This window comes from Aeromonas bivalvium, from assembly GCF_046078285.1.
Lineage (GTDB): Bacteria > Pseudomonadota > Gammaproteobacteria > Enterobacterales > Aeromonadaceae > Aeromonas > Aeromonas bivalvium.
Map to the genome: position 1 here is coordinate 410,625 of NZ_JBGXBV010000001.1, position 24,903 is coordinate 435,527.

Consider the following 24,903-nt stretch of genomic DNA (forward strand, 5'->3'; position numbering starts at 1 on the left):
GGGGCATATGACGGAGACAGCCAACACCTTTGCGCCCTTCGATGACGGGCCTGACTGGAATTTTGACCTGCTGGAGATCTATCACCGGGAAATAGCGCGCGTCGCCAGGCACTACCGGCTCGATACCTACCCCAACCAGATAGAGGTGATCACCGCCGAGCAGATGATGGATGCCTACTCCAGCGTCGGCATGCCCATCGGTTATCAGCACTGGTCATTCGGCAAGCGCTTCATCCACACCGAGCGCAACTACAAACGTGGTCAGATGGGGCTCGCCTACGAAATCGTCATCAACTCGGATCCCTGCATCGCCTATCTGATGGAGGAGAACACCATGCCGATGCAGGCACTGGTGATGGCCCATGCCTGCTATGGCCACAACTCGTTTTTCAAGAACAACTATCTGTTCAAGACCTGGACCGATGCCTCCTCCATCATCGATTACCTGCTGTTTGCCAAGAACTACATCACCGAATGTGAGGAGAAGCACGGCATCGATGCGGTGGAGCGGCTGCTCGACGCCTGCCATGCCCTGATGAACTTCGGGGTCGATCGCTACAAGCGGCCCCAGAAGATCTCCCTGGCCGAGGAGAAGAGGCGCCAGAAAGCCCGGGAAGACTACCTGCAGACCCAGGTCAATGAGCTGTGGCGCACCCTGCCCCGGCAGCACAAGTCCGCCAACGTGGCGGATCGCCGCTATCCGCCAGAGCCCCAGGAGAACCTGCTCTACTTCATCGAGAAGAATGCGCCCCTGCTCGAGCCCTGGCAGCGGGAGGTGGTGCGCATCGTGCGCAAGATCAGCCAGTATTTCTATCCCCAGAAACAGACTCAGGTGATGAATGAAGGCTGGGCCACCTTCTGGCACTACACCATACTCAATCACCTGTATGACGAGGGAAAACTGAGCGATCGCTTCATGATGGAGGTGCTGCACAGCCACACCAATGTGGTCTTTCAACCCCCCTACAACAGCCGCTACTACTCGGGGATCAACCCTTACGCACTCGGTTTTGCCATGTTTGTCGATCTGAGACGCATCTGTGAGCACCCCACCGAGGAGGACAGACGCTGGTTTCCGGACTATGCCGGTACAAACTGGGTCGACACCCTTCACTTTGCCATGCAGAACTTCAAGGATGAGAGCTTCATCAGCCAGTTCCTCAGCCCCAAGGTGATGCGGGACATGAAGCTCTTTGCCATCGACGATGACGATCTGAAGAACTACCTCAAGATAGCCGCCATTCACAACGAGGAGGGCTATCACCTAGTGCGCAATGCCCTGTCATCCCAGTACAACCTCAGCAACCTGGAGCCGAACATCCAGGTCTATGACGTGGCGGTGAAGGGGGATCGCGCCCTGACCCTGCGTTATGTGCCCCATAACCGCATCCCCCTTGGTGACTCCTATCATGAGGTGCTCAAGCACGTGCATCTGCTGTGGGGCTTCGATGTGGTGCTGGAACAGGACAATGGCGAACTGCCAAGCGATCTCATCGGCCGCTGCCCGGAGCGGCGCCCCCTCCCTTGACCCTGCCCATGACGCCATAATGCAAAGAGCGCGCCCGAAGGCGCGCTCTTTATATCCTCTCGCTCTGGGCAGGGCCCGAGTCAGGACGTCATCAGTTATCGCACAGGTTGCTCGGCATGTCGGTGCGCAGACGGGTCCACAGCTTGCCGGACTCTATCCCGTACTGGCGCACCGTCTGGTACACCTCTTCGTGATTCTTGGTCTCGGCCAGTTTCAGCAGTGTCTTGTAGTAGGCATCTGCGGTGGCACGGGCCTGGGTGTCGGAGAAGTAGTAGCGCCCCACTCGACTGTAGAGCCCTTTGAAGCCATTGAGGATCAGGGCGTAGATGGGGTTGCCGGAGGCGAAGGAGAGCTGATGGTGCAGACGGTAGTCAAATTCGGCATAGGCTTCGGCGCTGTTCTCCACCTCGTCGGCACCCCGCAATATCTCTGCCGCCTGCTCCGGGTTGTTGCGGATCGCGCCCCGGATGAAGATGGTGCAGATGTTGGTGCGCGCCGACAGCAGCTGAGCCACCAGATCGGGCACCTTGTCCTGATCCAGGCGAGCCAGCGTCTCCAGAATGTTGAGTCCCGAGGTTTCCCAGAAGTTGTTGACCTTGGTCGGCTTGCCATGCTGTATGGTCAACCAGCCATCCCGGGCCAGACGTTGCAGCACTTCACGCAGCGTTGTGCGGGTCACACCGATTAATTCGGACAGCTCGCGCTCCGCCGGCAGTATGGATCCGGGGGGGAAGCGATTGTTCCAGATGGACTCGATGATATATTCCTCGGCAAACCCGGCTGGGCTCTGCGCTTTTATAACCATGAAGTGACTCGATTCTCGTGCGTAAAAAGGCTCCCGAATAATAGCAAAGCGAGGAGGTCTGGCAAGCAGAAGGTCGGTCCTCTGGTCACATAAACACGCAATTTTGTTACCAAATTGTATGTAAAACCACCAACCATCGAGTTCGAGACTCAGGATTGCCCCTTTTAATCCGCACCAGCCATGGGCAAGGCTCATTATGTAATTTATAGTTAGCCGCCCGTTTGATTAAAATCATGGGGGATCAAGCAAATAAGCGACAGCATCTTGGTATATGCCCACCTCAGGTTGTGGGTATGAACACAGCATCCAACCATAATTACTGAGACCCATTACTATGCCGATTAGTCTAGGGCAGGCCTTTGCGAAGAACTTTTTAGGGCATGCTCCTCACTGGTACAAGAGCGCCATCATTGCCTTCTTGATCATCAATCCCATCGCCTTTCATCTGGATCCCTTCTTTGCCGGCTGGTTATTGGTGGTGGAGTTTATCTTTACCCTGGCCATGGCCCTCAAGTGCTACCCGCTGCAACCGGGTGGCCTGCTCGCCATCGAAGCCGTGCTGATCGGCATGACCTCGGCCGAACAGGTCAAGCATGAGCTGGTGGCCAACATAGAAGTCCTGCTGCTGCTGGTCTTCATGGTGGCAGGCATCTATTTCATGAAGCAGCTGCTGCTCTATGTGTTCACCAAACTGCTGATCCGCATTCGCTCAAAGAGCCTGCTCTCCCTGGCGTTTTGCCTGGTGTCGGCCTTCCTGTCCGCCTTCCTGGATGCCCTGACCGTGATCGCCGTGGTGATCAGCGTCGCCACCGGTTTCTACGCCATCTATCACAAGGTCTCGTCAGGCAAGGAGTTTGGTCACGACCATGACCACACTGACGACCTGACCGTCGCCGAGCTCAACCGCCAGCATCTGGACGATTTTCGCGCCTTTTTGCGCAGCCTCATGATGCATGCCGCCATAGGTACCGCCCTCGGTGGCGTCTGCACCCTGGTCGGCGAGCCCCAGAACCTCATCATAGGGGAGCAGGCTGGCTGGCACTTTGGCGAGTTTGCCACCCGCATGTCGCCCGTGACCATTCCCGTGTTCTTCTGTGGCCTGCTCACCTGCGTACTGGTGGAAAAATGCCGCTGGTTCGGCTATGGCGCCCGCCTGCCCAACACGGTGCGCCGCATCCTGGAGGATTACAGCCGCTACGAAGATGAACGCCGCTCCCCCCAGGAGAAGGCCAAGCTCATCGTCCAGTCCCTCATCGCCGTCTGGTTGATCGTGGGTCTGGCCATGCACCTGGCCGCCGTCGGCCTCATCGGCCTGTCGGTCATCGTGCTGGCCACCTCCCTGACCGGGATCACCGAGGAGCATGCCCTCGGCAAGGCGTTCGAGGAAGCGCTGCCCTTCACCGCCCTGCTCGCCGTCTTCTTCAGCGTGGTGGCCGTCATCATCGATCAGCAGCTGTTCAAGCCTGTGATCCAGATGGTGCTCTCCGCCGATCCTGACGATCAGCTGGCCCTCTTCTATCTGGCCAACGGCCTGCTCTCCATGGTGAGTGACAACGTCTTTGTCGGCACCGTCTATATCAACGAGGTGAAGACGGCCCTGCTCAACAATGCCATCAGCCGGGATCAGTTCGACATGCTGGCGGTCGCCATCAACACAGGGACCAACCTGCCCTCCGTCGCGACCCCCAATGGTCAGGCCGCCTTCCTGTTCCTGCTCACCTCGGCCCTGGCCCCGCTGCTGCGTCTCTCCTACGGCCGCATGGTGTGGATGGCGCTCCCCTACACCCTGGTACTGGGGGGGGTCGGCTTCATCGCGGTGGAGTTCTTGCTCACTCCCCTCACCCACTGGTATTACGAACTGGGGTGGTTGATGCACCACTCCAGCGCCGCCAGCACAGTCCTGCCGCTGGCGCATTGAGCCAAGAGGGCCCCGGTGGGGCCCTTTTCTTTTATGGCTCGCTCTGCTCTAATCCGTTTCACCTTCCCCTTCAGGATCAATCAGATGATTGCATTTCTTCGCCATATCGCCTGCCAGCGCTGGGCCTGGGGGCTGCTCGCCGCCTCCGCCCTTTTCCTCGAGCTGTGCGCCCTTTTCTTCCAGCACATACTGGGACTGCACCCCTGTGTCATGTGCATCTATGAGCGCATCGCCATCCTGGGGGTGCTTGCCGCAGGCCTGACAGGCCTGGTCAATCCGCAGAAGTGGTACCTGCGCTGGAGCGCGCTGCTGCTGTGGGGCTTTAGCGCCGTACGGGGTCTGCAATTGGCGCTGCAACACGTGGATTATCAGCTCAACCCCTCCCCCTTCAACGTCTGCAGCCCCTATGCCGATTTTCCGAGCTGGCTGCCCCTCGACAGCTGGATCCCCTGGCTCTTCTTCCCGGATGGGGACTGCAGCGAGATCAGCTGGCAGTTCCTCGGCTTCTCCATGCCCCAGTGGCTGGTCGCCATCTTCGCCGCCTACCTGCTGGTGGCGACCGTGGTGATCATCGGCAACCTGGCCAGGGGACGCTGCTGCGACTGATGCGGCCACCCATCACCCAACGATGACAAAGAGGCGCCCATGGCGCCTCTTTTCATGGCCTTCCCAAGACCACGCCAGCCCGGTCAGCACCCAATGAAAAGCCGCCCGAAGGCGGCTTTTCATGGCATCCGTTACCCCAACAAGGCGTGGATGAGGACAAAGAGCCCGCCGGACAACAACATGGTCAGCGGCAGAGTCAGCACCCAGGCCATCAATATGGTCTTGATGGTCTGGCTTTGCAGGCCGGAGCGATTGGCCACCATGGTACCCGCCACCGCCGAGGAGAGAATATGGGTGGTGGAGACCGGCATCCCGGTCAGGCTGGCGATCCCTATCGAGGTCGCCGCCGTGATCTGGGCCGCTATCCCCTGGCTGTAGGTCATGCCGCTCGAGCCTATCTTCTCTCCCACCGTGTACACGATGCGCCGCCAGCCCACCATGGTGCCGCAGCCCAGGGCCAGGGCGATGGAGACGATGGCCCAGGTCGGGGCATATTCGGCGGTCGAGGTCAGATCCTTGCGCCACTTGGCGAGATCGGTCAGCTCCTTGGCGGGCAGAGGCAGCTTGGTGGCCTTGCGGGCGGTGTCATCGACGCAGAGCAGCAGACGACGCACCTCGCGCCGCTCCTCCTGGCTCAGGCCATCATAACTGCGCACCTTGCCCAGCCGATCGTCCAGGGTCGCCATCACGGAGAGGGCGGCTCCCGCCTCGCAGTGACTCACGGGGGCATGGTTCACCCGCACGGGGCGCTGGAAGTCGATAAGCCCGGTCAGTACCCCCTGGTTGCGCTGATAGATCTCGGTGATGCGCCTGTTGGCATCCTGGGTCCTGTCTATGTCGTAGGGGCGGCTGCCCATGTCGAGGGCAAAGTAGGCGGGGGCCATGCAGATCAGCACCAGCATCACCAGGCCTATCCCCTTCTGACCATCGTTGGAGCCGTGCACGAAGCTCACGCCCATGGCGGATGCCACCAGGGTCAGCCTTGCCCAGAAAGGCGGGTGTTTCTTGCCATCCACCAGCAACCGCTCCTCCGGGGTCTTGTGGATCTTGCTGCCCAGCCATACCCGCTTGAGGGCGAGCAGCAGACCGGCCGCGATGATGAACCCCAAGGTGGGTGAAACGATGAGCGAAAGCATGATGTCGATGGCCTTGCTCACATTGATCCCCTGGGTCAGGGGCTGATCGTTGATCCAGGCGTAGGCACCGCCCACTCCCAGGATAGAGCCAATCAGAGTGTGGGAGCTGGAGGCCGGGATCCCGAAGAACCAGGTGCCCAGATTCCAGACGATGGCCGAGAACAACAGGGAGAACTCCATGATCAGACCCTGGCTCGAGTCCATGCCCAGCAGCAAGTCGATGGGCAGCAGATGAACGATGGCATAAGCCACCCCCAGGCCGCCGAGCATGACCCCGGCAAAGTTGAACAATCCTGAGGCCACCACCGCCATGTGGGCCGGCATGGCCTTGGTGTAGATCACGGTCGCCACCGCGTTGGCGGTATCGTGAAACCCATTGATGAACTCATACGCCAGCACAAAGAGCACCGCCAGCGCCAGACCGATGAACCACCACACACCCAAACCGTTAATCATTTCCAGCATAAAGACGAACCTGTTGATGAGTTGCGCCGGATTATGCTCAGTTGACTCGGGGGGCAATAGCCATCACTGCAATATTTCAGTCATAAAAATAAAGGGTATTTTCCATAACCGGGCGCGAAACCAGGCGCCACGGGGCTATCAACAACTCGTTAAAAAAGGCCCTACATTGGCCTGTCGGGGCCATCTTTGGATTGTGCGAGCAAGATCGGCGATAGTGGCGCTATCGCGCGACAAAAATCGTAAAAAACCACTACTTTATTGCAAAAAATATCGGCAGGATGCGCTCCTGTTGCCGTCAATCTTCCGCCAGGAGAGACGCCCCCGGACCGGGGCCCCCATGCGCTGGCGAGGAGGCGCCACTGAATGCCTTGGCCTGCAAGGTCAAGTGACAAAAAAGGCGCCACGGGGGCGCCTCGAGCAACACGACAGGGGATCAGTCTTCGCTGATGCGGCTCGCCACCGCCCCCTGCTGGCTCTTGTACTTGGCGTTCTCACGCTTGTTGTAGGGCCGGGCGGCAGGGCCAGAGAGCATCTCGAAGTTGAGTGCCCCTATCTTCATCTTGGGACGCAGCGCCAGCGGCAGCTTGCCGCCGTTGTAGAACTCCAGCACGATGCGGCCGGACCAGCCCGGATCGATCCGGTGCGCGGTCACATGCACCATGAGCCCGAGGCGTGCCAGGGAAGAGCGCCCATCGAGCCAGCCGACGATGTCGGCGGGCAGGGTCACGGATTCATAGGTCACCGCCAGGGCGAGCTGGCCCGGGTGCAGATAGAAGGCCTCGCCATCGGGAATGTGGATCTCGTCGCTCATCACCCGATCGATGGCATCGGCCATCTCGCTGCCCGGGCCGCTCAGATCGATATACGGCGCCGTGTGGTCACGAAACACCCGAAACTCGTTGCCGAGCAGCACATCGACGCTGACTCCACTGATCCGCTCCACCCCGGGCCTGGGCTCGATGACAATCTTGCCCAGGTCCAGATGACGTTCGATATCGGTATCACAAAGACGCATTGCGCGACTCTCCTGACAAAAATGGCATGTAAAAAGAGCCGGGTCGTGACCCGGCTCCCTGATATGTGCTCAACCGACCAGCATGTGGCGGATGCGCGCCTTGAGCATGTCGATGGCGATGCGGTTCTTGCCGCCTCTGGGCACGATCACGTCGGCATATTGCTTGGACGGGTCGATAAACTGCAAGAACATGGGGCGCACCGTCTTCTGGTACTGCTTGAGCACGGAATCCATGGTACGACCCCGCTCCTGCACGTCACGCACCAGGCGACGCACCAGGCAGATGTCGAGGGGGGTATCCATGAAGATGGACGCATCCATCAGCTCACGCAGCCGGCTATCGGTCAGCAGCAATATCCCTTCGAGGATGATCACCTTGCGGGGCGCGAAGTGACGGGTCTCGCTCATCCGGGTGTGTTCGGTGTAGGAGTACTGGGGGATCTCGACGCCACTGCCCTTGATCAGCTGCACCAGATGCTCCACCAACAGGCTGTGATCCATGGCGCTGGGGTGGTCATAGTTGGTCTTGACCCGCTCTTCCATGGTCAGATGGGTCTGATCCTTGTAGTAACAATCTTCGGAGATCACCCCGATCTCACCCGCCCCCAGTTCGGCCACCAGCTCTTCATAGATGGTCTGGGCGATGAGGCTCTTGCCGGACGCGGACGCCCCTGCAATGGCGATGATCACACACGAGTGTTGAGTATCAGACATGACAAATACCTAAAAAAGAAGCGCTGCGGGAAAGGTTTAAACCGATCCATTATATGGAAAAGGGGGGGAGCTGCCCACCCCAAATCCCCACCGAACCGCCAACCGCCGATTATTCATCCACCGCCAGGGTGAACAGGGGGGTCGCAATCGGTTTTCCGCTGAAATAGAGGGCGGACGCCACCCTTCTGGCCAGCTTCATGTAGATCTGTGCCAACTCCCCCTCGGGGGCGAAGAAGACGGTCGGGCAACCATCGTCCAGGTGCTGGCGGATGTCGATGTGCAGGGGAAGCTGGCCAAGCAGCTCCAGGTGATACTGCTCCGCCATCTTCTGGCCACCGCCCGTGCCAAACAGGGGTTCATGATGTCCACAGGCGCTGCACACGTGGTAGCTCATGTTCTCTATGATGCCGAGCACGGGCACATTGACCTTGTTGAACATGGCGATCCCCTTGCGGGCATCGGCCAGGGCCACGTCCTGGGGGGTGGTGACGATGAGGGCCCCCGAGGTTGGCACCTGCTGGGCCAGGGTGAGCTGGATATCCCCTGTGCCCGGCGGCATGTCCACCACCAGATAGTCCAGCTCGCCCCAGCGGGTCTCGTGCAGGATCTGCGCCAGCGCCTTGCTCGCCATGGGGCCGCGCCAGATGGTGGCATCCTGCTCGGCCACCAGATAGCCGATGCTGTTGCTCTTGAGACCGCACGCCTCCACCGGCAACATGGTCTTGCCATCATGGCTGCTGGGGCGCTCCTGGCGCGAACCCAGCATGGTGGGAATGGAGGGGCCATAGATGTCCGCATCCAGGATGGCGACCCGCGCCCCCTCTTTTTGCAGCGCCAGCGCCAGATTGACCGCCGTGGTGGACTTGCCCACCCCCCCCTTGCCGGACGCCACCACCAGTATGTTGCGAATGCCCTGCACCGCATTGAGCTGCTGGGCGCGGGGCATGCTGGCCACCTCGATATCGCACTGCCACTCTATCTGCTGCGCGCCGGTCAGGGTGCGCAGTCTGGCGTCAAACTCTTCCTTGATCTGTTCAAACCAGGAGAGGCCGGCAAAGGGGAGCACCAGCCTGATCTGCAATGTCTGCTCCTGCTCGCTGACGGCGCGCACGAATCCGGCATCCACCAGATCCTTGCCCCACCCCATGGGTTTAAATTCGGCAAGTAGCTGTTTAACTGAATCAATCACCATGAAATCCCCATTCGACTGTCTTTATGCTGAGGGTGGCCAGGGCGCCCGATGCAAAAGGGCCGACCCCGTGCCCATCCAGGGCCACAGACCTAGGCAGGCTGCCCCCAATTCGGGTAACATGCACCGCACTGTATCATCCCAACAGGCACATCAAGAACGTATTATGGCAACTGATCCCCGTACCATGCTGGTAACCTGCGCCCTCCCCTACGCCAATGGCTCCATTCACCTCGGCCACATGCTCGAACACATCCAGGCCGATATCTGGGTTCGTTATCAGCGAATGCGCGGCCATCAGGTGCATTTCATCTGTGCCGATGATGCCCATGGCACCCCCATCATGCTCAAGGCGCAGCAGATGGGCGTGACCCCGGAAGCGATGATCGCGGCCGTCTCCCAGGAGCATCAGACCGATTTTGCCGGTTTCAACATCAGCTTCGACAACTATCACTCCACCCACAGCGACGAGAACCGCGAGCTGGCGGAGCTGATCTACGGTCGTCTGAAGGCGGGTGGCTTCATCAAGGGCCGCACCATCACCCAGTTGTTCGATCCGGAAAAGTCCATGTTCCTGCCGGACAGATTCGTCAAGGGTACCTGCCCCAAGTGCAAGTCCCCCGAGCAATACGGTGACAACTGCGACAGCTGCGGCGCCACCTACAGCCCGACCGAACTGATCGATCCCAAGTCCGCCGTCTCAGGCGCGACCCCTGTGATGAAGGATTCCGAGCACTTCTTCTTCGATCTGCCCCAGTTCGAGCAGTGGCTCTCTGGCTGGGTGCGCAGCTCGGGCGCCATCCAGGAAGAGATGGCCAACAAGATGCAGGAGTGGTTCGAATCCGGCCTGCAGCAGTGGGACATCACCCGTGACGCCCCCTACTTCGGTTTCGAGATCCCCGGAGCACCGGGCAAGTACTTCTACGTCTGGCTCGATGCCCCCATCGGCTATATGGCGTCGTTCAAGAACCTGTGCAACAAGCGCGGCGACATCGACTTTGACAGCTACTGGCGCAAGGACTCCAGCGCCGAGCTCTATCACTTCATCGGCAAGGACATCGCCTACTTCCACTGCCTGTTCTGGCCCTCCATGCTGGAAGGGGCGGGTTTCCGCCAGCCGACCAAGGTGAACGTACACGGCTATGTGACCGTCAACGGCGCCAAGATGTCCAAGTCCAAGGGCACCTTCATCAAGGCCTCCACCTACCTCAATCACCTGGATCCCGAGTGCCTGCGTTACTACTACGCCGCCAAGCTCAACAGCCGCATCGACGATCTGGACCTGAACCTGGATGACTTCGTGGCCCGGGTCAATGCCGACGTGGTCAACAAGCTGGTCAACCTGGCGTCTCGCAATGCCGGCTTCATCGCCAAGCGTTTCGACGGCAAGCTGGCCGCCACCTGCACCGAACCCGAACTCTACGCCGAATTCGCGAGCGCCCGCGCGTCCATCAGCGAAGCCTACGAGACCCGCGAGTTCAGCCGCGCCATCCGCGAGATCATGGCCCTGGCCGACAAGGCCAACCGCTACGTGGACGACAAGGCCCCCTGGGTACTGGCCAAGAAAGAAGGCATGGATGACGAACTGCAGGCGGTCTGCTCCGTCGGCATCAACCTGTTCCGGGTGCTGATGGCCTACCTCAAGCCCGTCATGCCCAAGCTGGCCGAGCGCGCCGAAGCCTTCCTGGGGGAGACCCTCAGCTGGGACGGTATCGCCGCGCCCCTGGTCAACCACACCGTTGCCCCGTTCAAGGCCCTCTTCTCCCGCATCGAACCGGCCAGGATTGAGGCCATGATCGAGGCGTCCAAGGAAGATCTGGCCAAGGAGCAGGCACCGAAAGTGACCGGCCCCCTGGCGGACGACCCCATCAGTGACACCATCAGCTATGAGGATTTTGCCAAGATTGACCTGAGGGTGGCCCTCATCAAGAAGGCAGAAGCGGTACCGGAAGCGGACAAGCTGCTCAAGCTGCAACTCGATCTCGGCGGCGAGACCCGCCAGGTGTTCGCCGGCATCAAGTCCGCCTACAACCCGGAAGATCTGGAAGGCAAGCTGACCGTGATGGTGGCCAACCTGGCGCCGCGCAAGATGCGTTTCGGCATGTCCGAGGGCATGGTGCTGGCGGCGGGCCCGGGCGGCAAGGATCTCTGGATCCTGGAACCCCAGGCTGGCGCCCAGCCTGGCATGCGGGTCAAGTGATCACGCCAGGGCAATAGCCATGAGATGACAAAGCGAGGGGCAGATGCCCCTCGCTTTTTTCATGCTTCCCCACGGCGCGCCCAGCTGGATGGTCGTGGGCCTCCTGTGCTACTCGTCCCCCTTGAGCATCAGCAGGCTGAGCCCCACCAGCTCGCCGCGCTGGCAGGAGAGCCGTTGCAACTGCCAGCGCCCCTTCTTGCGCAGGGCCCGCAACAGGCGCTGCTGCTTGGGGGTGCTCTTCTCCCGGCGCAGCCGCTTGTACCACTGCCGACCATCCTGCAACTGGCCGAGCTGCTCCTGCCAGCGTCCGAGCAGGTCGAGCCACTCGGGATCCCCCGCCCCCATGGCCACCAGCAACTCGGTGCCATAACGAATCTGCTTTATCTCCAGCCTGACCTTGTGCCACTGACGCAGCAGCTTGTCGTTGCTGAGCTTGCGGGATTTGGCGCTCTGCTCATCCTCTATCCGGTTGAGCAGCAGGCTCAGGCGCAGCCCAAGCTGGAGCCGATACCAGGGCAGTGGATCGAAACCGGCCGGCACCTGCGCCACCCCATCGAGCCACTCATCGAGGGAAACCGCCAGCATGGGCACCCTGGGCTGCGCCTGCACCATGGCTTGGGACACCCTGCCCGCCTTGCTCTGCTCCTCGCTCCTGGCGCCGGCCCGCTTGTGGACGAACTGGCTGGCATAGACCTGCTCATCGCGCAGGGCAGAGAGGCGAGTCACCGCCTTTTGCAGCCGACGCTCCAGCCTGGGATCATGGATGAGCGGGCGCCAGAGCGCCAACAGGGCATGGAGTCGACGGGCCGCGATGCGGTAGCCATGCACCTGCTCCATGTCGGCCTGCTGGCGCAGCGCCAGGGTCGAGGCCCAGTAGTGATTGATGAGGGTATGCGCCTGACCGAGCAGCCGCTCCCGCAAGGGGTCATCCATGAATCTCTCCTCTGCTTGTCCATGCTCGCCACCTCATCGGTCGGGATGGCGTCTAGTTGGTATGAAAGCCCGCTCGCACCTCTCCTTCATGGGGTTGGCATGAGATGTGACTCACCTCGGCGGTGCGGGGGCCATGTTCGAGCCAGCCGAGCATCATCTGAACCTGCTCGGCCGGGCCGCACAGCAGGACCTCCACCGACCCATCCTCCAGGTTGTAGGCATGTCCCCTCAGCCCCAGTTGCAGGGCCCGCTCCTGGGTGAAATAGCGAAATCCCACCCCCTGAACCCGCCCAAACACCCGGACGGAAAACGCTTGCTCTCCCATTTATCACACCTTTCGCTTTAGCAATGAGACAGGAGGCCGATAGTGATGGCCGACACTCTCTGTTGTGCAGGATGCAAATACCATTATGAAAGAAGTTAAGTTTCGTTGGGTTGACCGCTATCTCATTCATCTCACCATCAGTGAAAAATTCCTCATCACCTTCTGGTGCCCGCTCATCTTCATCGCCCTGCTCTCCTGGTATCTGCTCAGTCAGGGTCATGACAGCCAGATGGCGCTGCGCCTCGAAGCCCTCAAGAGCCGGGTCGAGACCACGGCGCAACTGGTGAGCCAGCAACCCAGCCTGAGCCTGCCTGCGGACTTGCGCCTTGGCGCGGCCACCGCCCCGGGCCTGAGCGAGCAAGGGGGGGTCTATCAGATCACCGCCAGCGCCGGCCAGGCCGGTTACCTCACCGGGACCCTGGATAGCCACCAGTTCTCCCCCTGGGATAACCAGGGCAGCACCCTCACCATCATAGCCCTGGTCGCCGCCCTGCTGGCCCTGATCACCCACTATCTGATGACCTTCGTCTCCGGTGCCCTCTACTCCACCAACAAGGCGCTGCAGACCGTGGCCGATGGCGACCTGACCCATCGTCTCAACTTCTTCCCGGTGCGGGACGAGTTCTCGGTGTTGGCGGGCAGCATAGACAGGTTCACCGACCGTCAGCACAAGATAGTGCAACTGGTGGAGGAGTCTGCCGAGGCGCTGGGCCTGGCCGCCGACGAGTTTCGCGAGCATGCCAGCGAGGGGGAGTCCCTCGCCATGGCCCAGCGCCAGCACATGGACTCCCTGGCCGCCGCCATGGAGCAGATGTCCGCCGCCATCCGTGAGGTGGCCCGCAACGCCAACGACTCCCTGAGCCAGACCCGCCAATCGAGCGAAGAGGCGGCTCAGGGGGCAGACAGGGTGGCGCGCACCATAGCGGCCATCACCACCCTCGCCACCGAGATTGGCAATGCCTCCGGCGCCGTGGAGCGGTTGACCCACAACGCCAATCGCATCAACGAGGTGATCGCCGTCATCAACGCCATCTCCCAGCAGACCAACCTGCTGGCCCTCAACGCCGCCATCGAGGCCGCCCGTGCCGGGGAGCAGGGCCGTGGCTTCGCCGTGGTCGCCGACGAGGTACGCACCCTGGCCAGCCGTACCCAGCAGGCCACGGTGGAGATCCAGCAGATGATAGAGGAGCTGCAGGGGGGGACCAACGCCCTCAACGACATCATGGAAAAGACGGTGGAGCGGGCCGAGCACAGCCAACGCCTCATCAGCGAGGTGGGGCTGGATATCGACAAGCTCAGCCACCACAGCAGCGCCGTGCTGGAGATGAGCACCCAGATAGCCACCGCCTCCGAGCAGCAGAGCTCGGTAGCAGAAGAGATCACCCGCAACCTGGATCAGGTGCGCCACGAGGCCAGCCGGGTGGAAGAGTCAGCCAGCGCCTCGGTCGCCGGCACCACTGGCCTCAAGGCCACCGCCACCGAACTCGGCCAGGCCATGACGGGCCTGCGGATCTGAACGCTCTGAGTTAGGATGGACCTGCATTCTTTTAACTTGCCCTGAGTCATCAAATTCCCCGATGTTTCGCATCGGGGAATTTTTTTAGCTCCTGCAGCAACCCACAATCCCCCGTATTTCGTTCAGCCGCTCGGCCGAGCGTCTTCAGACGCCTTAGTCGTGAATCTTTGGAGCTCTTGATCGTGGTTGACCACCTGACTAAGCCCACGTTTTGGATATCGCCTCTCACCAAACATTACACTAAGGTCACTGTGCCGCGATCAGGCTCACAACCAGAGCAATACCAATGAGGTTAGGGTATTACAGCTTTTATTCGGCAGAATCAGGACTGCAACAAACTCAGCGCCAATTTGGGGCGGCTATTGGCCTGGCTCAATATGCTGGTACTGGCCTGTTGCATGATTCGGGTCCGAACCATGCGCGCAGACTCACTCGCCATGTCGGCATCCCGGATCCGTGAGCGGGCAGCACTCAGGCTTTCATTGCTCGTGCTCAAATAACGTCCCCTTGCCTCCAGTAAATTGGCCTGAGCACCAATCTGAGAGCGCTGTACACCGAGCTGCTTCATGCCTGCATCCAGTGTCCTGATTGCACGACTGGCGTTGCTCTCGTTCAGTACATCTATGTTGTCGACCGTATACTTCTGCTTGTCTTGCAGGAAAAAGCCAAGGGAACCCAAAGTGTTACCTTCCATATCAATATTTGAATATTGAGTACCCGATGAGATGAGCTCAAGTTGTCCAATATAGGTCGTACTGCTCACATCCGTGAGCAAGGCTGAGAGTGACGGGTTGGCCGAGATAGGTGGAACTGGGGGGGCTGGGGGAGGTGGCTGGGGTGGTTGGGGTGGATGAGTAGTGCCATTCGCCAGAGTAAGACTATTGCCCTGAGAGCTAAAGATAGTGAGCTGATTATTGGCAGGATTGTTGTTATATGAACCACTGACGGAAAATCCAAGACCAGCGGATTGTGCCGCCATGTTGATCCGATGGACAACCGTTGCCATCAACCAACTATTCTCCGATGTCGGGTTCACAGGATCCCAGCCAGTCATGTCGATGCCCGTCGTCAAATCAACCGTCTGTCCTTCGATATCGATATAGGAAGGAAGAGTGGACAGATCGATTGACGACCTTACCGAAAATGGATGCTGTACAGCCTCTACCGGGCCCTGATTATTGGGAAAGCTGGTGCTATTGATGTCAGAGACAAAAGCCTCCAGCGACGGATAGTTCTTGTCAAACGTCACGCCATTGAGCGTGATAGGCTGCGCCCCAAGTTGTAAACCATCAATGCTGTGAGCACCGGGTTTGCTGCTGGCCGGGCTGCGGGACTGCCACACCATTTCGCCGAGATTTTTGGTCTGTGCATTCATATCCGTGATGACCATGTTTTGGCCTGCATAAGCCCCGACGGAAAATATCCCTTTATATGTCCCGGCCAATAGACTCTGTCCGGCAAAGGTCGTCTTGGTCGCGATGCGATCCATTTCCAGGCGCATCTGCTGGAATTCAGCATTGAGTGCGGCGCGGTCATCCGTCGAATTGATGCCACTGCCGGCTTGCAGAGCAAGCGTCCGCATTCGCTGCATGAGATTCATCGATTCATCCATCGCTCCATCGGCTACATTGATCACGGAGATGGCGTCGTTGACATTGCGAATAGCCCCATTGGTACCATTGATTTCGCTTGTCAGACGATTGCTGATCTGAAGTCCCGCCGCATCATCCGCTGCACTGTTGATACGCAGACCCGAGGATAAACGCTTGAATACAGAGTCAAAAGTACCCGATACACCACTGAGATTGCGCTGTGCCGTCATCGCAGAAACATTGGTACGAACAGAGAGTGACATTATGTGCCCACCGGAGAAGATAAGATTCAATTTGGTCTTCAATTACTATCGACATCACCATATGAATCTTTATTAAAAACTGACTGACAAGATGAAAAATGTTAAAAAAGTCCGTACTCTCAAGCACATGACACTCTGAGGCGAGATGAGAGCTGCTCATGACTAGCAGTACTACCCTTGCTGGTACCTTGAAGGATTCCTCACGTATTTTCCTTGCTATTGACCATATGCAATACCCGATCGTTAACCCTGCAAGCAAACTCTGGCTTAGCGAGGCCGTTGCACATAGAATGTGGCCCCTTTTCTTTCGACCATCTGGCAACTCCCATGAGCGCTTCCATCTATCTCGTCAAAGGCCGCGAAAAATCCCTGCTGCGCCGTCACCCCTGGATCTTCTCCAAGGGGATCGACAAGGTGCAGGGCCACCCCATCGATGGCGATACCGTCGAGATCTACTCAAACGATGGCAAGTGGCTCGCCCGGGGCGCCTGGTCCGGCAGCTCCCAGATCCGTGCCCGGGTCTGGACCTTCGACAAGGACGAGACCATCGATCTCGACTTCTTTATCCGTCGCCTCAAATATGCGCAGGAGTCCCGGGATCCGCTGATCAAGCGTCAGGGGCTCACCGGCTATCGCCTGTGCGCCGCCGAGTCCGACGGCCTGCCTGGCCTGACCATAGACCGTTACGCCGACTTCCTGGTGTGCCAAATTCTGTCTGCCGGCGCCGAGTTCCAGCGGGAACTCATCACCCAGGCCCTGCGTACCCTCTACCCCGAGTGCAGCATCTATGAGCGCTCCGACGTGGCGGTGCGCAAGAAAGAGGGGCTCAAAGAGCGCACCGGCGTCATCCATGGCGAGACCCCGACCGAGCCGGTGGTGATCGAGGAGAACGGCGGCGTCAAGATCCTGGTGGACATCCGCAACGGCCACAAGACCGGTTTCTATCTGGATCAGCGTGACAACCGCCAGGCGGCCGCCAAGTACACCGAAGGCAAGCGGGTACTCAACTGCTTCTGCTACACCGGCGGTTTTGGCGTCTATGCCCTCAAGGGCGGCGCCAGGGAAGTGGTCAACGTGGATCTCTCCCAGAATGCGCTGGATATCGCCCGCCAGAACGCCGAGCTGAACGGTCTGGATACCAGCACCACCCAGTTCGTGCGCCACGACGTGTTCAAGCTGCTGCGGGAATACCGCGAGAAGGGCGAGAAGTTCGACGTCATCGTGCTGGATCCGCCGAAATTTGCCGAGAGCAAGGCCCAGCTGCTGGGGGCCTGCCGCGGCTACAAGGACATCAATATGCTGGCGTTCCAGTTGCTGGCGCCGGGTGGCGTGCTGCTCACCTACTCCTGCTCCGGCCTGATGGAGCAGAGCCTGTTCCAGAAGATAGTGGCCGATGCGGCCCTCGATGCCGGTCGCGATGCCCAGATCCTGGAGCTCTTGTCCCAGGCCTCCGATCACCCCATCGGCACCGCCTATCCGGAAGGCTTCTACCTCAAGGGCTTGGTGGTGCGCGCCCGCTAAGGGGCGCCGGCCAAGGCTGGCCGCCCCTTATCCTGTACCAGAACAGGGCCGGGGTCGGCTCCACCGCCATACCATCAAGAGGCCCGCTATCCCTGGCGGGCCTTCTTATTAGGAGCAGCAAGAGAACCAAGGTCACGCATCCAGCCCCCTCATCGCCATCGCCCGCAGCCTGCCTTTAAGCTGGTTCCAGCTCATGGCCATTCACCCAGGGCCTGTGATACTCAATCCACCCGCGGGGAGACACGGGTAAGAAACCCATCGACAACCTCTCGCTGTCAGCTCTTTCCCCTTATCCTGAACCCGGTCATGCCCCCCCATGCCTGCTTGCGACACAACATCCTGGATTGGCCGCCTGTCGGGAACAAGCCGCCAGCAGCCCGGCTCAGTCACGGACCGGCGCCCCCAGGGGGAAGTAGTGGCGGTAGGGCCTCGCCTCATCCACCACCCGGACTATGGAGGGGTGAGCCAGCAGACGGGCACGGTAGGCACGCAGCCTGGTGAGTGAGTGCGGGATCTCATGGGCCCAGTCGGCATAGAAGAGCGAAGGGGCGGCGGCACAATCGGCCAGGGTGAACGCCTCCCCTGCCGCCCAGGTGCGTCCGGCGAGGCGCTCGTCCAGCCAGGGGTAGATCTTGTCCAGCAGCTCCCTGGCCTGGGCGACGCCGTAACCATCGTGATCCCCCGACGGGCGCATCCTGTCCAGCACCACCTTCTGCATCGGCGTCATCACATAGTTGTCGAACAGGCGATCGAGCATGTGAACCTCGATCCCCTCCTCCCCCGCGGGCACCAGACAACGGGGGCCGGGATGCGCGCATTGGAGATATTCGATGATGGTGCTGCTTTCTATCAGGGTGCGCCCCTGATCCACCAGCACGGGAAAGCGCTTGAGGGGCCAGAGGCTGGCGAGTTCCTCCTTCACTGTCGCCGCCTCCAGGTTGAGGTAATCGAAGGGGACATCATTCTCGTAGAGGGCGATCAGCACCTTCTGGCTGTAGGATGAGAAAGGATGGGCATAGAGTTTCATCGGGCGGGCTCCTTGCACTCAGAGGGATGACTTCCCTAGTCTAGATCCCCTCTTCACCTTCGATGCAGCGCTTATTCCGTGCTGGTTTTTGGATGATAAATGCACATTCATGACGAAAATCACACCCATATGACTCTCATTTTGCTACCTTGATCCCGCCTGTGACCGCCACGAGTCGAGGCTGCGGGCCCAGGGCCTGCACAACAACTAAATCGATGTCAGGCCAAGCTGAACATCGCAAGGGTCCCAACATGAATCAATCATTGCCGCTGTTGACGCCGCTGCGGGGCATCGCTGCCCTGATGGTGGTACTGTTCCACGCCCGATTGCTGCTCTTTCCCCAGTGGATGGAGTCCATCGCCGGCCACACCCAGCTCATCGAGAACGGCTACCTCTGGGTCGATCTCTTCTTCATCCTGAGCGGGCTGGTGCTGGCCCACGTCTATGGCAAAACCTTCACAGACTCTCACCGCCGCACCGTCGGCTACGGCCGCTTCCTCTGGCTGCGGTTGACCCGGGTCTATCCCCTCTATCTCGTCACCCTGTTGCTGCTGGTAGGCTGGGAACTTTACAAGGCCCGGCACGGGGTGGGCTTCTACGCCGGCCCCCTGTTCAAGATGTGGGAGTGGGAAGGGATGGCTCCCTTCGGTTCCCCCTTCACCCCAATCGAGGCGCTGCCGAGCGCCTTCCTGCTGTTGCAGGTGGTGACCGATCAGGGGCTGACCTGGAACTTCGCCGCCTGGTCGCTGAGCGTAGAGTGGATAAGCTATCTGCTGTTCCCGCTGCTCATTCCGCTCGCGGTGACCCGCAGCCGCTGGAGTCACCTCGCTCCCCTGCTGGCGCTGACGGTTCTGGCCTTTATCGTGCACAGCCGCGGCACCCTGGATGTCACCAGCGGCGCGCTGGCGGTGGGACGAGGGGTGAGTGAATTCGTGCTCGGACTCTGGCTGCTGCCCAGGGTCAAGACCGCCCGCCAGTGGCCCATGATGCAGCGGGACCTGCCACTGCTGCTCGCCTTTGTGCTGCCCTTCGTGCTGATGCAATTCACCATGACGCCGCCACTGACCCTGCTGCTGATCGGTGCCTACCTGTTGCTCATCTGGATTGCGGCTGCCCAAGGGGAGCGCCAGAGCCCGCTGCTGCGCCTGCTGGACAACCGTTTCACCAACTGGCTGGGAGATCTCTCCTACTCCATCTACCTGCTCCATGCCCTGGTGCTGCTCACCGGTTGTGAACTGATCCACTACCTGGCGCCCGAGTTCACCGCATGGTGGTATGGCCAGACCGACCCGCTGTTGGGGGTGGTGGCGACCCTGCTGATGCTGGGGGTACTGATCGCGCTCTCGGCGGTGAGTTACCACCTCTTTGAGCGGCCACTGCAGCGGCGCCTGCGCCGCGTTGGCCAGGCCCGCCAACCGGCGCTGGAGCAGGCCCTGTGATGGGCTGAGTCCAAACAACCTGGCCGGTTAACGCCGTTTATCCAGGCTGTTCATGACCCAGCCCCCGGGATGCTGGTCAATACCGAGGCGGGGGAGTCATCCACCGCCTCGGTGTTATCCAGCATGCCTCGAATGCTCGACACTGGATGCGTGGGGCGCCTGACTCCCACAAGGGCCTGCTTCCGTCACTGGAGGCAGGCCTCTGCCGTGATGGGATGATTGACCCCGGCATGATGTCCACTCGAACGCCTTGTGATGTGCCATCCATGACCCGTTTCTTGCGATAACCGGGTAGTGTGCCCAGCAATTGGTCATATCTGGCATGAATTCCTGTTCGAACCCCCTATCACCTTTGTGGCATAATGCCCCGTCCTGTGGCCCTTGACGGGGCTGCGCTGGCGCATCTGATCGCCCCCTTCTCCCCGTCCGGCTTGGCAGCCCTGTACGACTGCCTGCGGCGCCGCCTTTATGACAGCCGAGGCCATCCGTTTTTTGCGGTGCATTCCGCCCGTTTATCAAGACGCCCCACCGGGCGCCTGCACAAACAAGGGGTAATCATGTCTTCCATTCGTCTGACCCAGTACAGCCACGGCGCTGGCTGTGGCTGCAAAATCTCCCCCAAGGTGCTCGACACCATTTTGAAGAGCCAGATCCCGGGCTTTGACGATCCGACCCTGGTGGTGGGCAACAGCAGCAAGGATGACGCCGCCGTGGTCGATATCGGCAACGGCCAGGGCATCGTCTCCACCACCGACTTCTTCATGCCCATCGTCGATGACCCCTTCACCTTTGGCCGCATCGCCGCCACCAACGCCATCAGCGATATCTACGCCATGGGTGGCAAGCCCATCGTCGCCATCGCCATCCTCGGCTGGCCCATCAACACGCTGGCACCGGAAGTGGCCCAGCAGGTGATCGACGGCGGCCGCCAGGTGTGCCACGAGGCGGGCATTTCACTGGCTGGCGGTCACAGCATCGATGCCCCCGAGCCCATCTTCGGCCTCGCGGTGACCGGCATAGTGCCCCTGGGTGCCATCAAGCAGAACGACACCGCCCAGGTGGGTGACACCCTCTATCTCACCAAGCCCCTGGGCATCGGCATCCTCACCACGGCCCAGAAGAAGGGCAAGCTCAAACCCGAACACGAACAGCTGGCCCCCGAGGCCATGTGCACCCTCAACAAGATTGGCCAGCAGTTCGCGGCCCTGCCCGGTGTGCACGCCATGACGGACGTCACCGGCTTCGGCCTGGCCGGCCACCTGCTGGAGATGTGCGAAGGCTCGAAGGTGCGTGCCCGCCTCGACTTCCAGGCACTGCCGCTGCTCGATGAAGTGGATTACTACCTGAATGAGGGCTGTGTGCCCGGCGGCACCCTGCGCAACTTCGACTCCTATGGTGACAAGCTCGATGCCATGAGTGATCGCACCCGCAACATACTGTGCGATCCCCAGACCAGCGGCGGCCTGCTGGTGGCCGTCGGCAAGGAGAGCGAAGCCGAGCTGCTTGCCATCGCCCGCGACGCCGGGCTCTCGCTCTCCCCCATCGGCGAGATCCTGGCCCTCGAGGGCAACCGCTTCATCGAGGTCATCCAATGAGTGACTTGCCCCTCGCCACGGATCTTGCCGCCATCTTCCTCGAAGATGTGCCCCTCATCGATCTGCGGGCGCCCATCGAATTCAAGGAGGGCGCCTTCCCCACCGCCACCAGCCTGCCGCTGATGACGGATGAGGAACGTGCCCAGGTGGGGACCTGCTACAAGCAGCAGGGGCAGGCGGCGGCCATTGAACTCGGCCACCAACTGGTGGGGGGCGCCGTGCGCGCCGCCCGCATGGAAGGCTGGCTGGCGCAGATAGCGGCCGAGCCCGATGCCCTGCTCTACTGCTTTCGCGGCGGCCTGCGCTCGCAAACCGTGCAGCAGTGGCTGGCCGAGGCCGGCGTCACCCGCCCTCGGGTAGCCGGCGGCTACAAGGAGCTGCGCCGCTTTCTCATCGACACCCAGGACAAGGCCAGCGCCCAGTGCCACTGGAGCGTGCTGACCGGCATGACAGGCTCCGGCAAGACCCATATGCTGGCCGACATTGCCCAGGCGGTGGATCTGGAAGGACATGCCCACCACAGGGGCTCGTCGTTCGGCCAGCTGCCCGGCGGCCAGCCCAGCAACATCAACTTCGAGAACACATTGGCCATCGAGCTGCTAAAACGCCGCCACCGGGGTGAACAGGCGTTCGTGGTGGAGGACGAGAGCCGTCTCATCGGTCGCTGCTGCCTGCCCCTCTCCCTCTACGAGACCATGGGCCAAGCCCCCCTGGTGGTGGTGGAGGTGCCCCAGCACGATCGCGCCGAGCAGATCCGCGCAGACTATGTGCATGATCTCTGGCTGCGTTACCAGGCCATATTCGGCAGCGAGGCTGGCTGGCCCCTGTTTGCCTCCTACCTCACCGACGCCCTGGCCCGGCTCAAGCGTCGCCTCGGGGATCAAGCCCACCGCGAACTGGACGCCCTGATGCAGACCGCGCTCAAGGAGCAGGCTCTAAACGGTTCGACCGAACTGCATCTGGCCTGGATCCGCCTGCTGCTGACCCGCTATTACGATCCCATGTATCTCTATCAGCTTGGCAACAAGCGCGAGCGCATCGTGTTTCAAGGCGACAAGCAAGCCTGCCTCGACTACTTCGCCGAGCAGCACGCGGCGCAGCAGGCCGGCTGATCGACTCAGTCAATCAAGAGGACTCCCTATGTTGAAATTCGAGGTGATCCCGGTCACCCCTTTCGCCCAGAACTGCTCCCTCATCTGGTGTGACGAGACCCATGAGGCGGCCCTGATCGATCCGGGAGGCGAGGCGGACAAGCTGCTGGCTGCCATCGCCAGGCACGGCTTGACCCTGACTCACATCCTGCTGACCCACGGTCATCTGGATCACGTGGGCGCCGCGGCCGAACTGAGAGACAGAACCGGCGTCACCATCACGGGCCCCCACAGGGAAGATGCCTTCTGGCTCGACATGCTGCCCCAGCAGAGCCAGATGTTCGGCTTTGCCCACACCCCCGCCTTCACCCCGGACTGCTGGCTTGCCCAGGGTGACAAGGTGCAACTGGGCCGATGCGAGCTGGCGGTCTATTTCTGCCCGGGCCATACCCCGGGGCATGTGGTGCTGGTCAGCCATGAGGCCGGTCTCGCCTGGGTGGGGGACGTGTTGTTCGCCGGCAGCATAGGCCGCACCGATTTTCCTCGCGGCGATCATGCCACCCTGATCCGCTCCATTACCGAGACCCTGCTGCCGCTCGGGGACGACATCGTCTTCATCCCGGGTCACGGCCCCAGCTCCACCCTGGGACGGGAGAAGGCAAGCAACCCTTATCTGACCCAACCCATCTGGTAGCCAAGGTCGGCGGCGCATGAAAACAAAGAGGGCGACCCACTGGGTCGCCCTCTCGCATATCTGACCGCTCTTAGCGAAGGCCAGACAGCAAAAAGCCACTCCAAAGAGTGGCTTTTTCTCAACCGGATGGTCCACGATTAGACGCGAACGAAGTCCAGGTGAACCAGCTTCGGCTTAACCGGGTGACGCTGGATAGCCTTCACTTTTACGTTGACTTCTTCACCGTTGACAACCAGGGTCAGCACGGACTCGTAGAACTCCGGCTTGGCCTGGGCGATGATGAATTTGCTGTGGTCAACAGTGATGGATTGAGCTTCTTTGCCGGCACCGTAGATGATGGCAGGAACTTGGTCAGCGTGACGCAGGCGGCGGCTCGCACCTTTCCCCAGGTCAGAACGGACTTCAGCTTGGAATACGAAAGACATAGTAGTTATCTCATATGGATGAATTTATGGTGCTGACTGCGACCGGTCAGCACCTCGCAAAACGAGCGCGGATAGTAGCATGGCTGGCCGGGCAGAGACAAGCGGGTTACAGGCTGCCATCGAGCCGATTGAACAACTGATGTCGCTCCCCCGGGCTCAGCGCCTGATAACGGGCCAGCAGCCGGGGTGGCGGGCAGAGCAGGGCATCCCCCGTCTTGACCTGAGGCCTGGGTCCCAACCGCTGACGATTGACTTCATACAAGGCCAGCACATGGCTGTAGGTATCCCCTCCCTGTCCCTGGGCCAGGGTCGCGGCGATGCGCCACAAGGTCTCGCCGGGAGCCACCCTGTGGCAGATGCCTTCCCCGGACGCCCCGCTCCCCTCCCCTGCGGTAAGAGCCTCGGGCCGCCCCACAGATGCAGTCAGGAGACGCTCATGGACACCGGCAAGCGGCGACAGCAGGCCGTATTGATGGGGCAGACTGAACTCGGGCAACACGGGTACCGGCTGGTTGGGGCCAGCCCCTTGCCCCTCACCGTCGGCCTGGGGGACCAGTTGCACGCTGGCCACCCCATAGGCCATCTCGTCGATGCGCTCCAGCCTGGCCAGATAGGCACGGGAGAGCTGGGCTTCCCCCTCGAACAGATCGAAGGGGGGTACCAGGCGCGCCGGAAACAGGATCTGCCAGTGCCCCTTGTGTTGGCGACGGGCCAGGGGGGGATACTGGTTGCCGTGCCAGGCCGCGAAGATCGCCGGCGGTTCGCGGCGCAGTGGATAGTATTCCGGATTCAGACTGACCCACGTCTGCTCGGCAATGGGCTGATACCCACTGATGTTGACCAGGGCCATCCCTAACCAGAATCCCAGCATGTCTGCTCCTTTTTCTCGCAACGGATCAGGTGACA

At 60.7% G+C, this 24,903-nt stretch carries 21 protein-coding genes; 10 read left to right on the forward strand and 11 right to left on the reverse strand.

Going from position 1 to position 24,903, the window contains the following annotated elements; all coding sequences use genetic code 11:
* The first annotated feature begins 7 nt into the window (after window positions 1-7).
* On the forward strand, window positions 8-1,528 hold the full coding sequence (locus tag ACEUCR_RS01735) for a SpoVR family protein (RefSeq protein WP_041992517.1): 1,521 nt from the start codon (window positions 8-10) through the stop codon (window positions 1,526-1,528).
* A 91-nt stretch (window positions 1,529-1,619) separates the two neighbouring features.
* On the opposite strand, the gene fadR is transcribed toward ACEUCR_RS01735, so the two are convergent.
* Window positions 1,620-2,333: a fatty acid metabolism transcriptional regulator FadR gene (fadR, locus tag ACEUCR_RS01740; protein ID WP_111872768.1), complete on the reverse strand. Its 714-nt coding sequence runs from the start codon at window positions 2,331-2,333 to the stop codon at window positions 1,620-1,622.
* Between the two features lie 334 nt (window positions 2,334-2,667).
* On the opposite strand from fadR, the gene nhaB reads away from it, so the two are divergent.
* A complete protein-coding gene (nhaB, locus tag ACEUCR_RS01745; protein WP_041992523.1) occupies window positions 2,668-4,251 on the forward strand; it encodes a Na(+)/H(+) antiporter NhaB in 1,584 nt (527 codons plus the stop codon).
* An 84-nt stretch (window positions 4,252-4,335) separates the two neighbouring features.
* Window positions 4,336-4,857 carry a disulfide bond formation protein DsbB gene (dsbB, locus tag ACEUCR_RS01750; protein WP_041992526.1) on the forward strand — a complete coding sequence of 174 codons (522 nt, stop codon included), beginning with the start codon at window positions 4,336-4,338 and terminating at the stop codon, window positions 4,855-4,857.
* Between the two features lie 131 nt (window positions 4,858-4,988).
* Here dsbB and ACEUCR_RS01755 read toward each other — a convergent pair whose 3' ends face one another.
* The 4 genes from ACEUCR_RS01755 to apbC form a co-directional block, all read right to left on the reverse strand.
* Window positions 4,989-6,458, reverse strand: coding sequence for an inorganic phosphate transporter (locus ACEUCR_RS01755; RefSeq protein WP_408787701.1), 1,470 nt, complete (start codon window positions 6,456-6,458; stop codon window positions 4,989-4,991).
* Window positions 6,459-6,891: 433 nt separating this feature from the next.
* Entirely contained in the window at window positions 6,892-7,473 is a 582-nt protein-coding gene (dcd, locus tag ACEUCR_RS01760; RefSeq protein ID WP_041992532.1) for a dCTP deaminase, read from the reverse strand.
* Window positions 7,474-7,542: 69 nt separating this feature from the next.
* Complete coding sequence (gene udk, locus ACEUCR_RS01765; protein WP_041992535.1) at window positions 7,543-8,187, reverse strand: uridine kinase; 645 nt, start codon at window positions 8,185-8,187, stop codon at window positions 7,543-7,545.
* Window positions 8,188-8,296: 109 nt separating this feature from the next.
* Window positions 8,297-9,379: an iron-sulfur cluster carrier protein ApbC gene (gene apbC, locus ACEUCR_RS01770; protein WP_041992538.1), complete on the reverse strand. Its 1,083-nt coding sequence runs from the start codon at window positions 9,377-9,379 to the stop codon at window positions 8,297-8,299.
* Between the two features lie 163 nt (window positions 9,380-9,542).
* Here apbC and metG point away from each other — a divergent pair, with 163 nt between their 5' ends.
* The gene (metG, locus tag ACEUCR_RS01775) at window positions 9,543-11,576 is read left to right on the forward strand and encodes a methionine--tRNA ligase (RefSeq protein WP_041992542.1); all 2,034 of its coding nucleotides are present in this window, start codon (window positions 9,543-9,545) and stop codon (window positions 11,574-11,576) included.
* Window positions 11,577-11,684: 108 nt separating this feature from the next.
* On the opposite strand, the gene ACEUCR_RS01780 is transcribed toward metG, so the two are convergent.
* Both ACEUCR_RS01780 and yccX read right to left on the reverse strand, forming a co-directional pair.
* Window positions 11,685-12,509 (reverse strand): CHAD domain-containing protein, encoded by an 825-nt coding sequence (locus tag ACEUCR_RS01780; RefSeq protein WP_408759418.1) that lies wholly within the window; start codon window positions 12,507-12,509, stop codon window positions 11,685-11,687.
* A gap of 52 nt (window positions 12,510-12,561) precedes the next feature.
* Complete coding sequence (gene yccX / locus ACEUCR_RS01785) at window positions 12,562-12,834, reverse strand: acylphosphatase (protein ID WP_041992547.1); 273 nt, start codon at window positions 12,832-12,834, stop codon at window positions 12,562-12,564.
* An 85-nt stretch (window positions 12,835-12,919) separates the two neighbouring features.
* Between yccX and ACEUCR_RS01790 the strand changes: the two genes are divergently transcribed.
* Complete coding sequence (locus ACEUCR_RS01790) at window positions 12,920-14,350, forward strand: methyl-accepting chemotaxis protein (RefSeq protein WP_408787704.1); 1,431 nt, start codon at window positions 12,920-12,922, stop codon at window positions 14,348-14,350.
* Window positions 14,351-14,672: 322 nt separating this feature from the next.
* On the opposite strand, the gene ACEUCR_RS01795 is transcribed toward ACEUCR_RS01790, so the two are convergent.
* A complete protein-coding gene (locus tag ACEUCR_RS01795) occupies window positions 14,673-16,247 on the reverse strand; it encodes a flagellin N-terminal helical domain-containing protein (RefSeq protein ID WP_408787707.1) in 1,575 nt (524 codons plus the stop codon).
* A gap of 285 nt (window positions 16,248-16,532) precedes the next feature.
* On the opposite strand from ACEUCR_RS01795, the gene ACEUCR_RS01800 reads away from it, so the two are divergent.
* Window positions 16,533-17,726 carry a class I SAM-dependent methyltransferase gene (locus tag ACEUCR_RS01800; protein ID WP_408787709.1) on the forward strand — a complete coding sequence of 398 codons (1,194 nt, stop codon included), beginning with the start codon at window positions 16,533-16,535 and terminating at the stop codon, window positions 17,724-17,726.
* Between the two features lie 382 nt (window positions 17,727-18,108).
* Here the strand turns inward: ACEUCR_RS01800 and ACEUCR_RS01805 are convergent, their stop codons facing one another.
* A complete protein-coding gene (locus tag ACEUCR_RS01805; protein WP_111872775.1) occupies window positions 18,109-18,753 on the reverse strand; it encodes a glutathione S-transferase family protein in 645 nt (214 codons plus the stop codon).
* Window positions 18,754-19,004: 251 nt separating this feature from the next.
* Between ACEUCR_RS01805 and ACEUCR_RS01810 the strand changes: the two genes are divergently transcribed.
* The 4 genes from ACEUCR_RS01810 to ACEUCR_RS01825 all read left to right on the forward strand — a co-directional run bounded on the left by ACEUCR_RS01810 (window position 19,005) and on the right by ACEUCR_RS01825 (window position 23,572).
* Entirely contained in the window at window positions 19,005-20,192 is a 1,188-nt protein-coding gene (locus ACEUCR_RS01810) for an acyltransferase family protein (RefSeq protein ID WP_408787712.1), read from the forward strand.
* A 554-nt stretch (window positions 20,193-20,746) separates the two neighbouring features.
* Complete coding sequence (gene selD, locus ACEUCR_RS01815; protein ID WP_408759533.1) at window positions 20,747-21,787, forward strand: selenide, water dikinase SelD; 1,041 nt, start codon at window positions 20,747-20,749, stop codon at window positions 21,785-21,787.
* On the forward strand, window positions 21,784-22,899 hold the full coding sequence (gene mnmH, locus ACEUCR_RS01820) for a tRNA 2-selenouridine(34) synthase MnmH (RefSeq protein WP_408787715.1): 1,116 nt from the start codon (window positions 21,784-21,786) through the stop codon (window positions 22,897-22,899). The genes selD and mnmH overlap by 4 nt, the downstream gene beginning before the upstream one ends.
* A 28-nt stretch (window positions 22,900-22,927) precedes the next feature.
* The gene (locus ACEUCR_RS01825; protein WP_111872779.1) at window positions 22,928-23,572 is read left to right on the forward strand and encodes an MBL fold metallo-hydrolase; all 645 of its coding nucleotides are present in this window, start codon (window positions 22,928-22,930) and stop codon (window positions 23,570-23,572) included.
* Between the two features lie 137 nt (window positions 23,573-23,709).
* Here ACEUCR_RS01825 and rplY read toward each other — a convergent pair whose 3' ends face one another.
* Window positions 23,710-23,997, reverse strand: a complete 288-nt coding sequence (gene rplY, locus ACEUCR_RS01830) for a 50S ribosomal protein L25 (protein ID WP_041992577.1) — start codon at window positions 23,995-23,997, stop codon at window positions 23,710-23,712.
* A gap of 106 nt (window positions 23,998-24,103) precedes the next feature.
* A complete protein-coding gene (locus ACEUCR_RS01835) occupies window positions 24,104-24,868 on the reverse strand; it encodes a hypothetical protein (protein ID WP_408787718.1) in 765 nt (254 codons plus the stop codon).
* Window positions 24,869-24,903 lie beyond the last annotated feature (35 nt).

Bases quoted from the DNA above. Each gene is read 5' to 3' on its own strand.
- ACEUCR_RS01755 (WP_408787701.1), bottom strand. From the start codon at position 6,458: ATGCTGGAAATGATTAACGGTTTGGGTGTGTGGTGGTTCATCGGTCTG.
- udk (WP_041992535.1), bottom strand. From the start codon at position 8,187: ATGTCTGATACTCAACACTCGTGTGTGATCATCGCCATTGCAGGGGCG.
- ACEUCR_RS01805 (WP_111872775.1), bottom strand. From the start codon at position 18,753: ATGAAACTCTATGCCCATCCTTTCTCATCCTACAGCCAGAAGGTGCTG.
- ACEUCR_RS01835 (WP_408787718.1), bottom strand. From the start codon at position 24,868: ATGCTGGGATTCTGGTTAGGGATGGCCCTGGTCAACATCAGTGGGTAT.
- rplY (WP_041992577.1), bottom strand. From the start codon at position 23,997: ATGTCTTTCGTATTCCAAGCTGAAGTCCGTTCTGACCTGGGGAAAGGT.
- ACEUCR_RS01790 (WP_408787704.1), top strand. From the start codon at position 12,920: ATGAAAGAAGTTAAGTTTCGTTGGGTTGACCGCTATCTCATTCATCTC.
- mnmH (WP_408787715.1), top strand. From the start codon at position 21,784: ATGAGTGACTTGCCCCTCGCCACGGATCTTGCCGCCATCTTCCTCGAA.
- nhaB (WP_041992523.1), top strand. From the start codon at position 2,668: ATGCCGATTAGTCTAGGGCAGGCCTTTGCGAAGAACTTTTTAGGGCAT.
- ACEUCR_RS01780 (WP_408759418.1), bottom strand. From the start codon at position 12,509: ATGGATGACCCCTTGCGGGAGCGGCTGCTCGGTCAGGCGCATACCCTC.
- yccX (WP_041992547.1), bottom strand. From the start codon at position 12,834: ATGGGAGAGCAAGCGTTTTCCGTCCGGGTGTTTGGGCGGGTTCAGGGG.
- dsbB (WP_041992526.1), top strand. From the start codon at position 4,336: ATGATTGCATTTCTTCGCCATATCGCCTGCCAGCGCTGGGCCTGGGGG.
- dcd (WP_041992532.1), bottom strand. From the start codon at position 7,473: ATGCGTCTTTGTGATACCGATATCGAACGTCATCTGGACCTGGGCAAG.
- ACEUCR_RS01825 (WP_111872779.1), top strand. From the start codon at position 22,928: ATGTTGAAATTCGAGGTGATCCCGGTCACCCCTTTCGCCCAGAACTGC.
- ACEUCR_RS01800 (WP_408787709.1), top strand. From the start codon at position 16,533: ATGAGCGCTTCCATCTATCTCGTCAAAGGCCGCGAAAAATCCCTGCTG.
- metG (WP_041992542.1), top strand. From the start codon at position 9,543: ATGGCAACTGATCCCCGTACCATGCTGGTAACCTGCGCCCTCCCCTAC.
- fadR (WP_111872768.1), bottom strand. From the start codon at position 2,333: ATGGTTATAAAAGCGCAGAGCCCAGCCGGGTTTGCCGAGGAATATATC.
- ACEUCR_RS01735 (WP_041992517.1), top strand. From the start codon at position 8: ATGACGGAGACAGCCAACACCTTTGCGCCCTTCGATGACGGGCCTGAC.
- apbC (WP_041992538.1), bottom strand. From the start codon at position 9,379: ATGGTGATTGATTCAGTTAAACAGCTACTTGCCGAATTTAAACCCATG.
- ACEUCR_RS01810 (WP_408787712.1), top strand. From the start codon at position 19,005: ATGAATCAATCATTGCCGCTGTTGACGCCGCTGCGGGGCATCGCTGCC.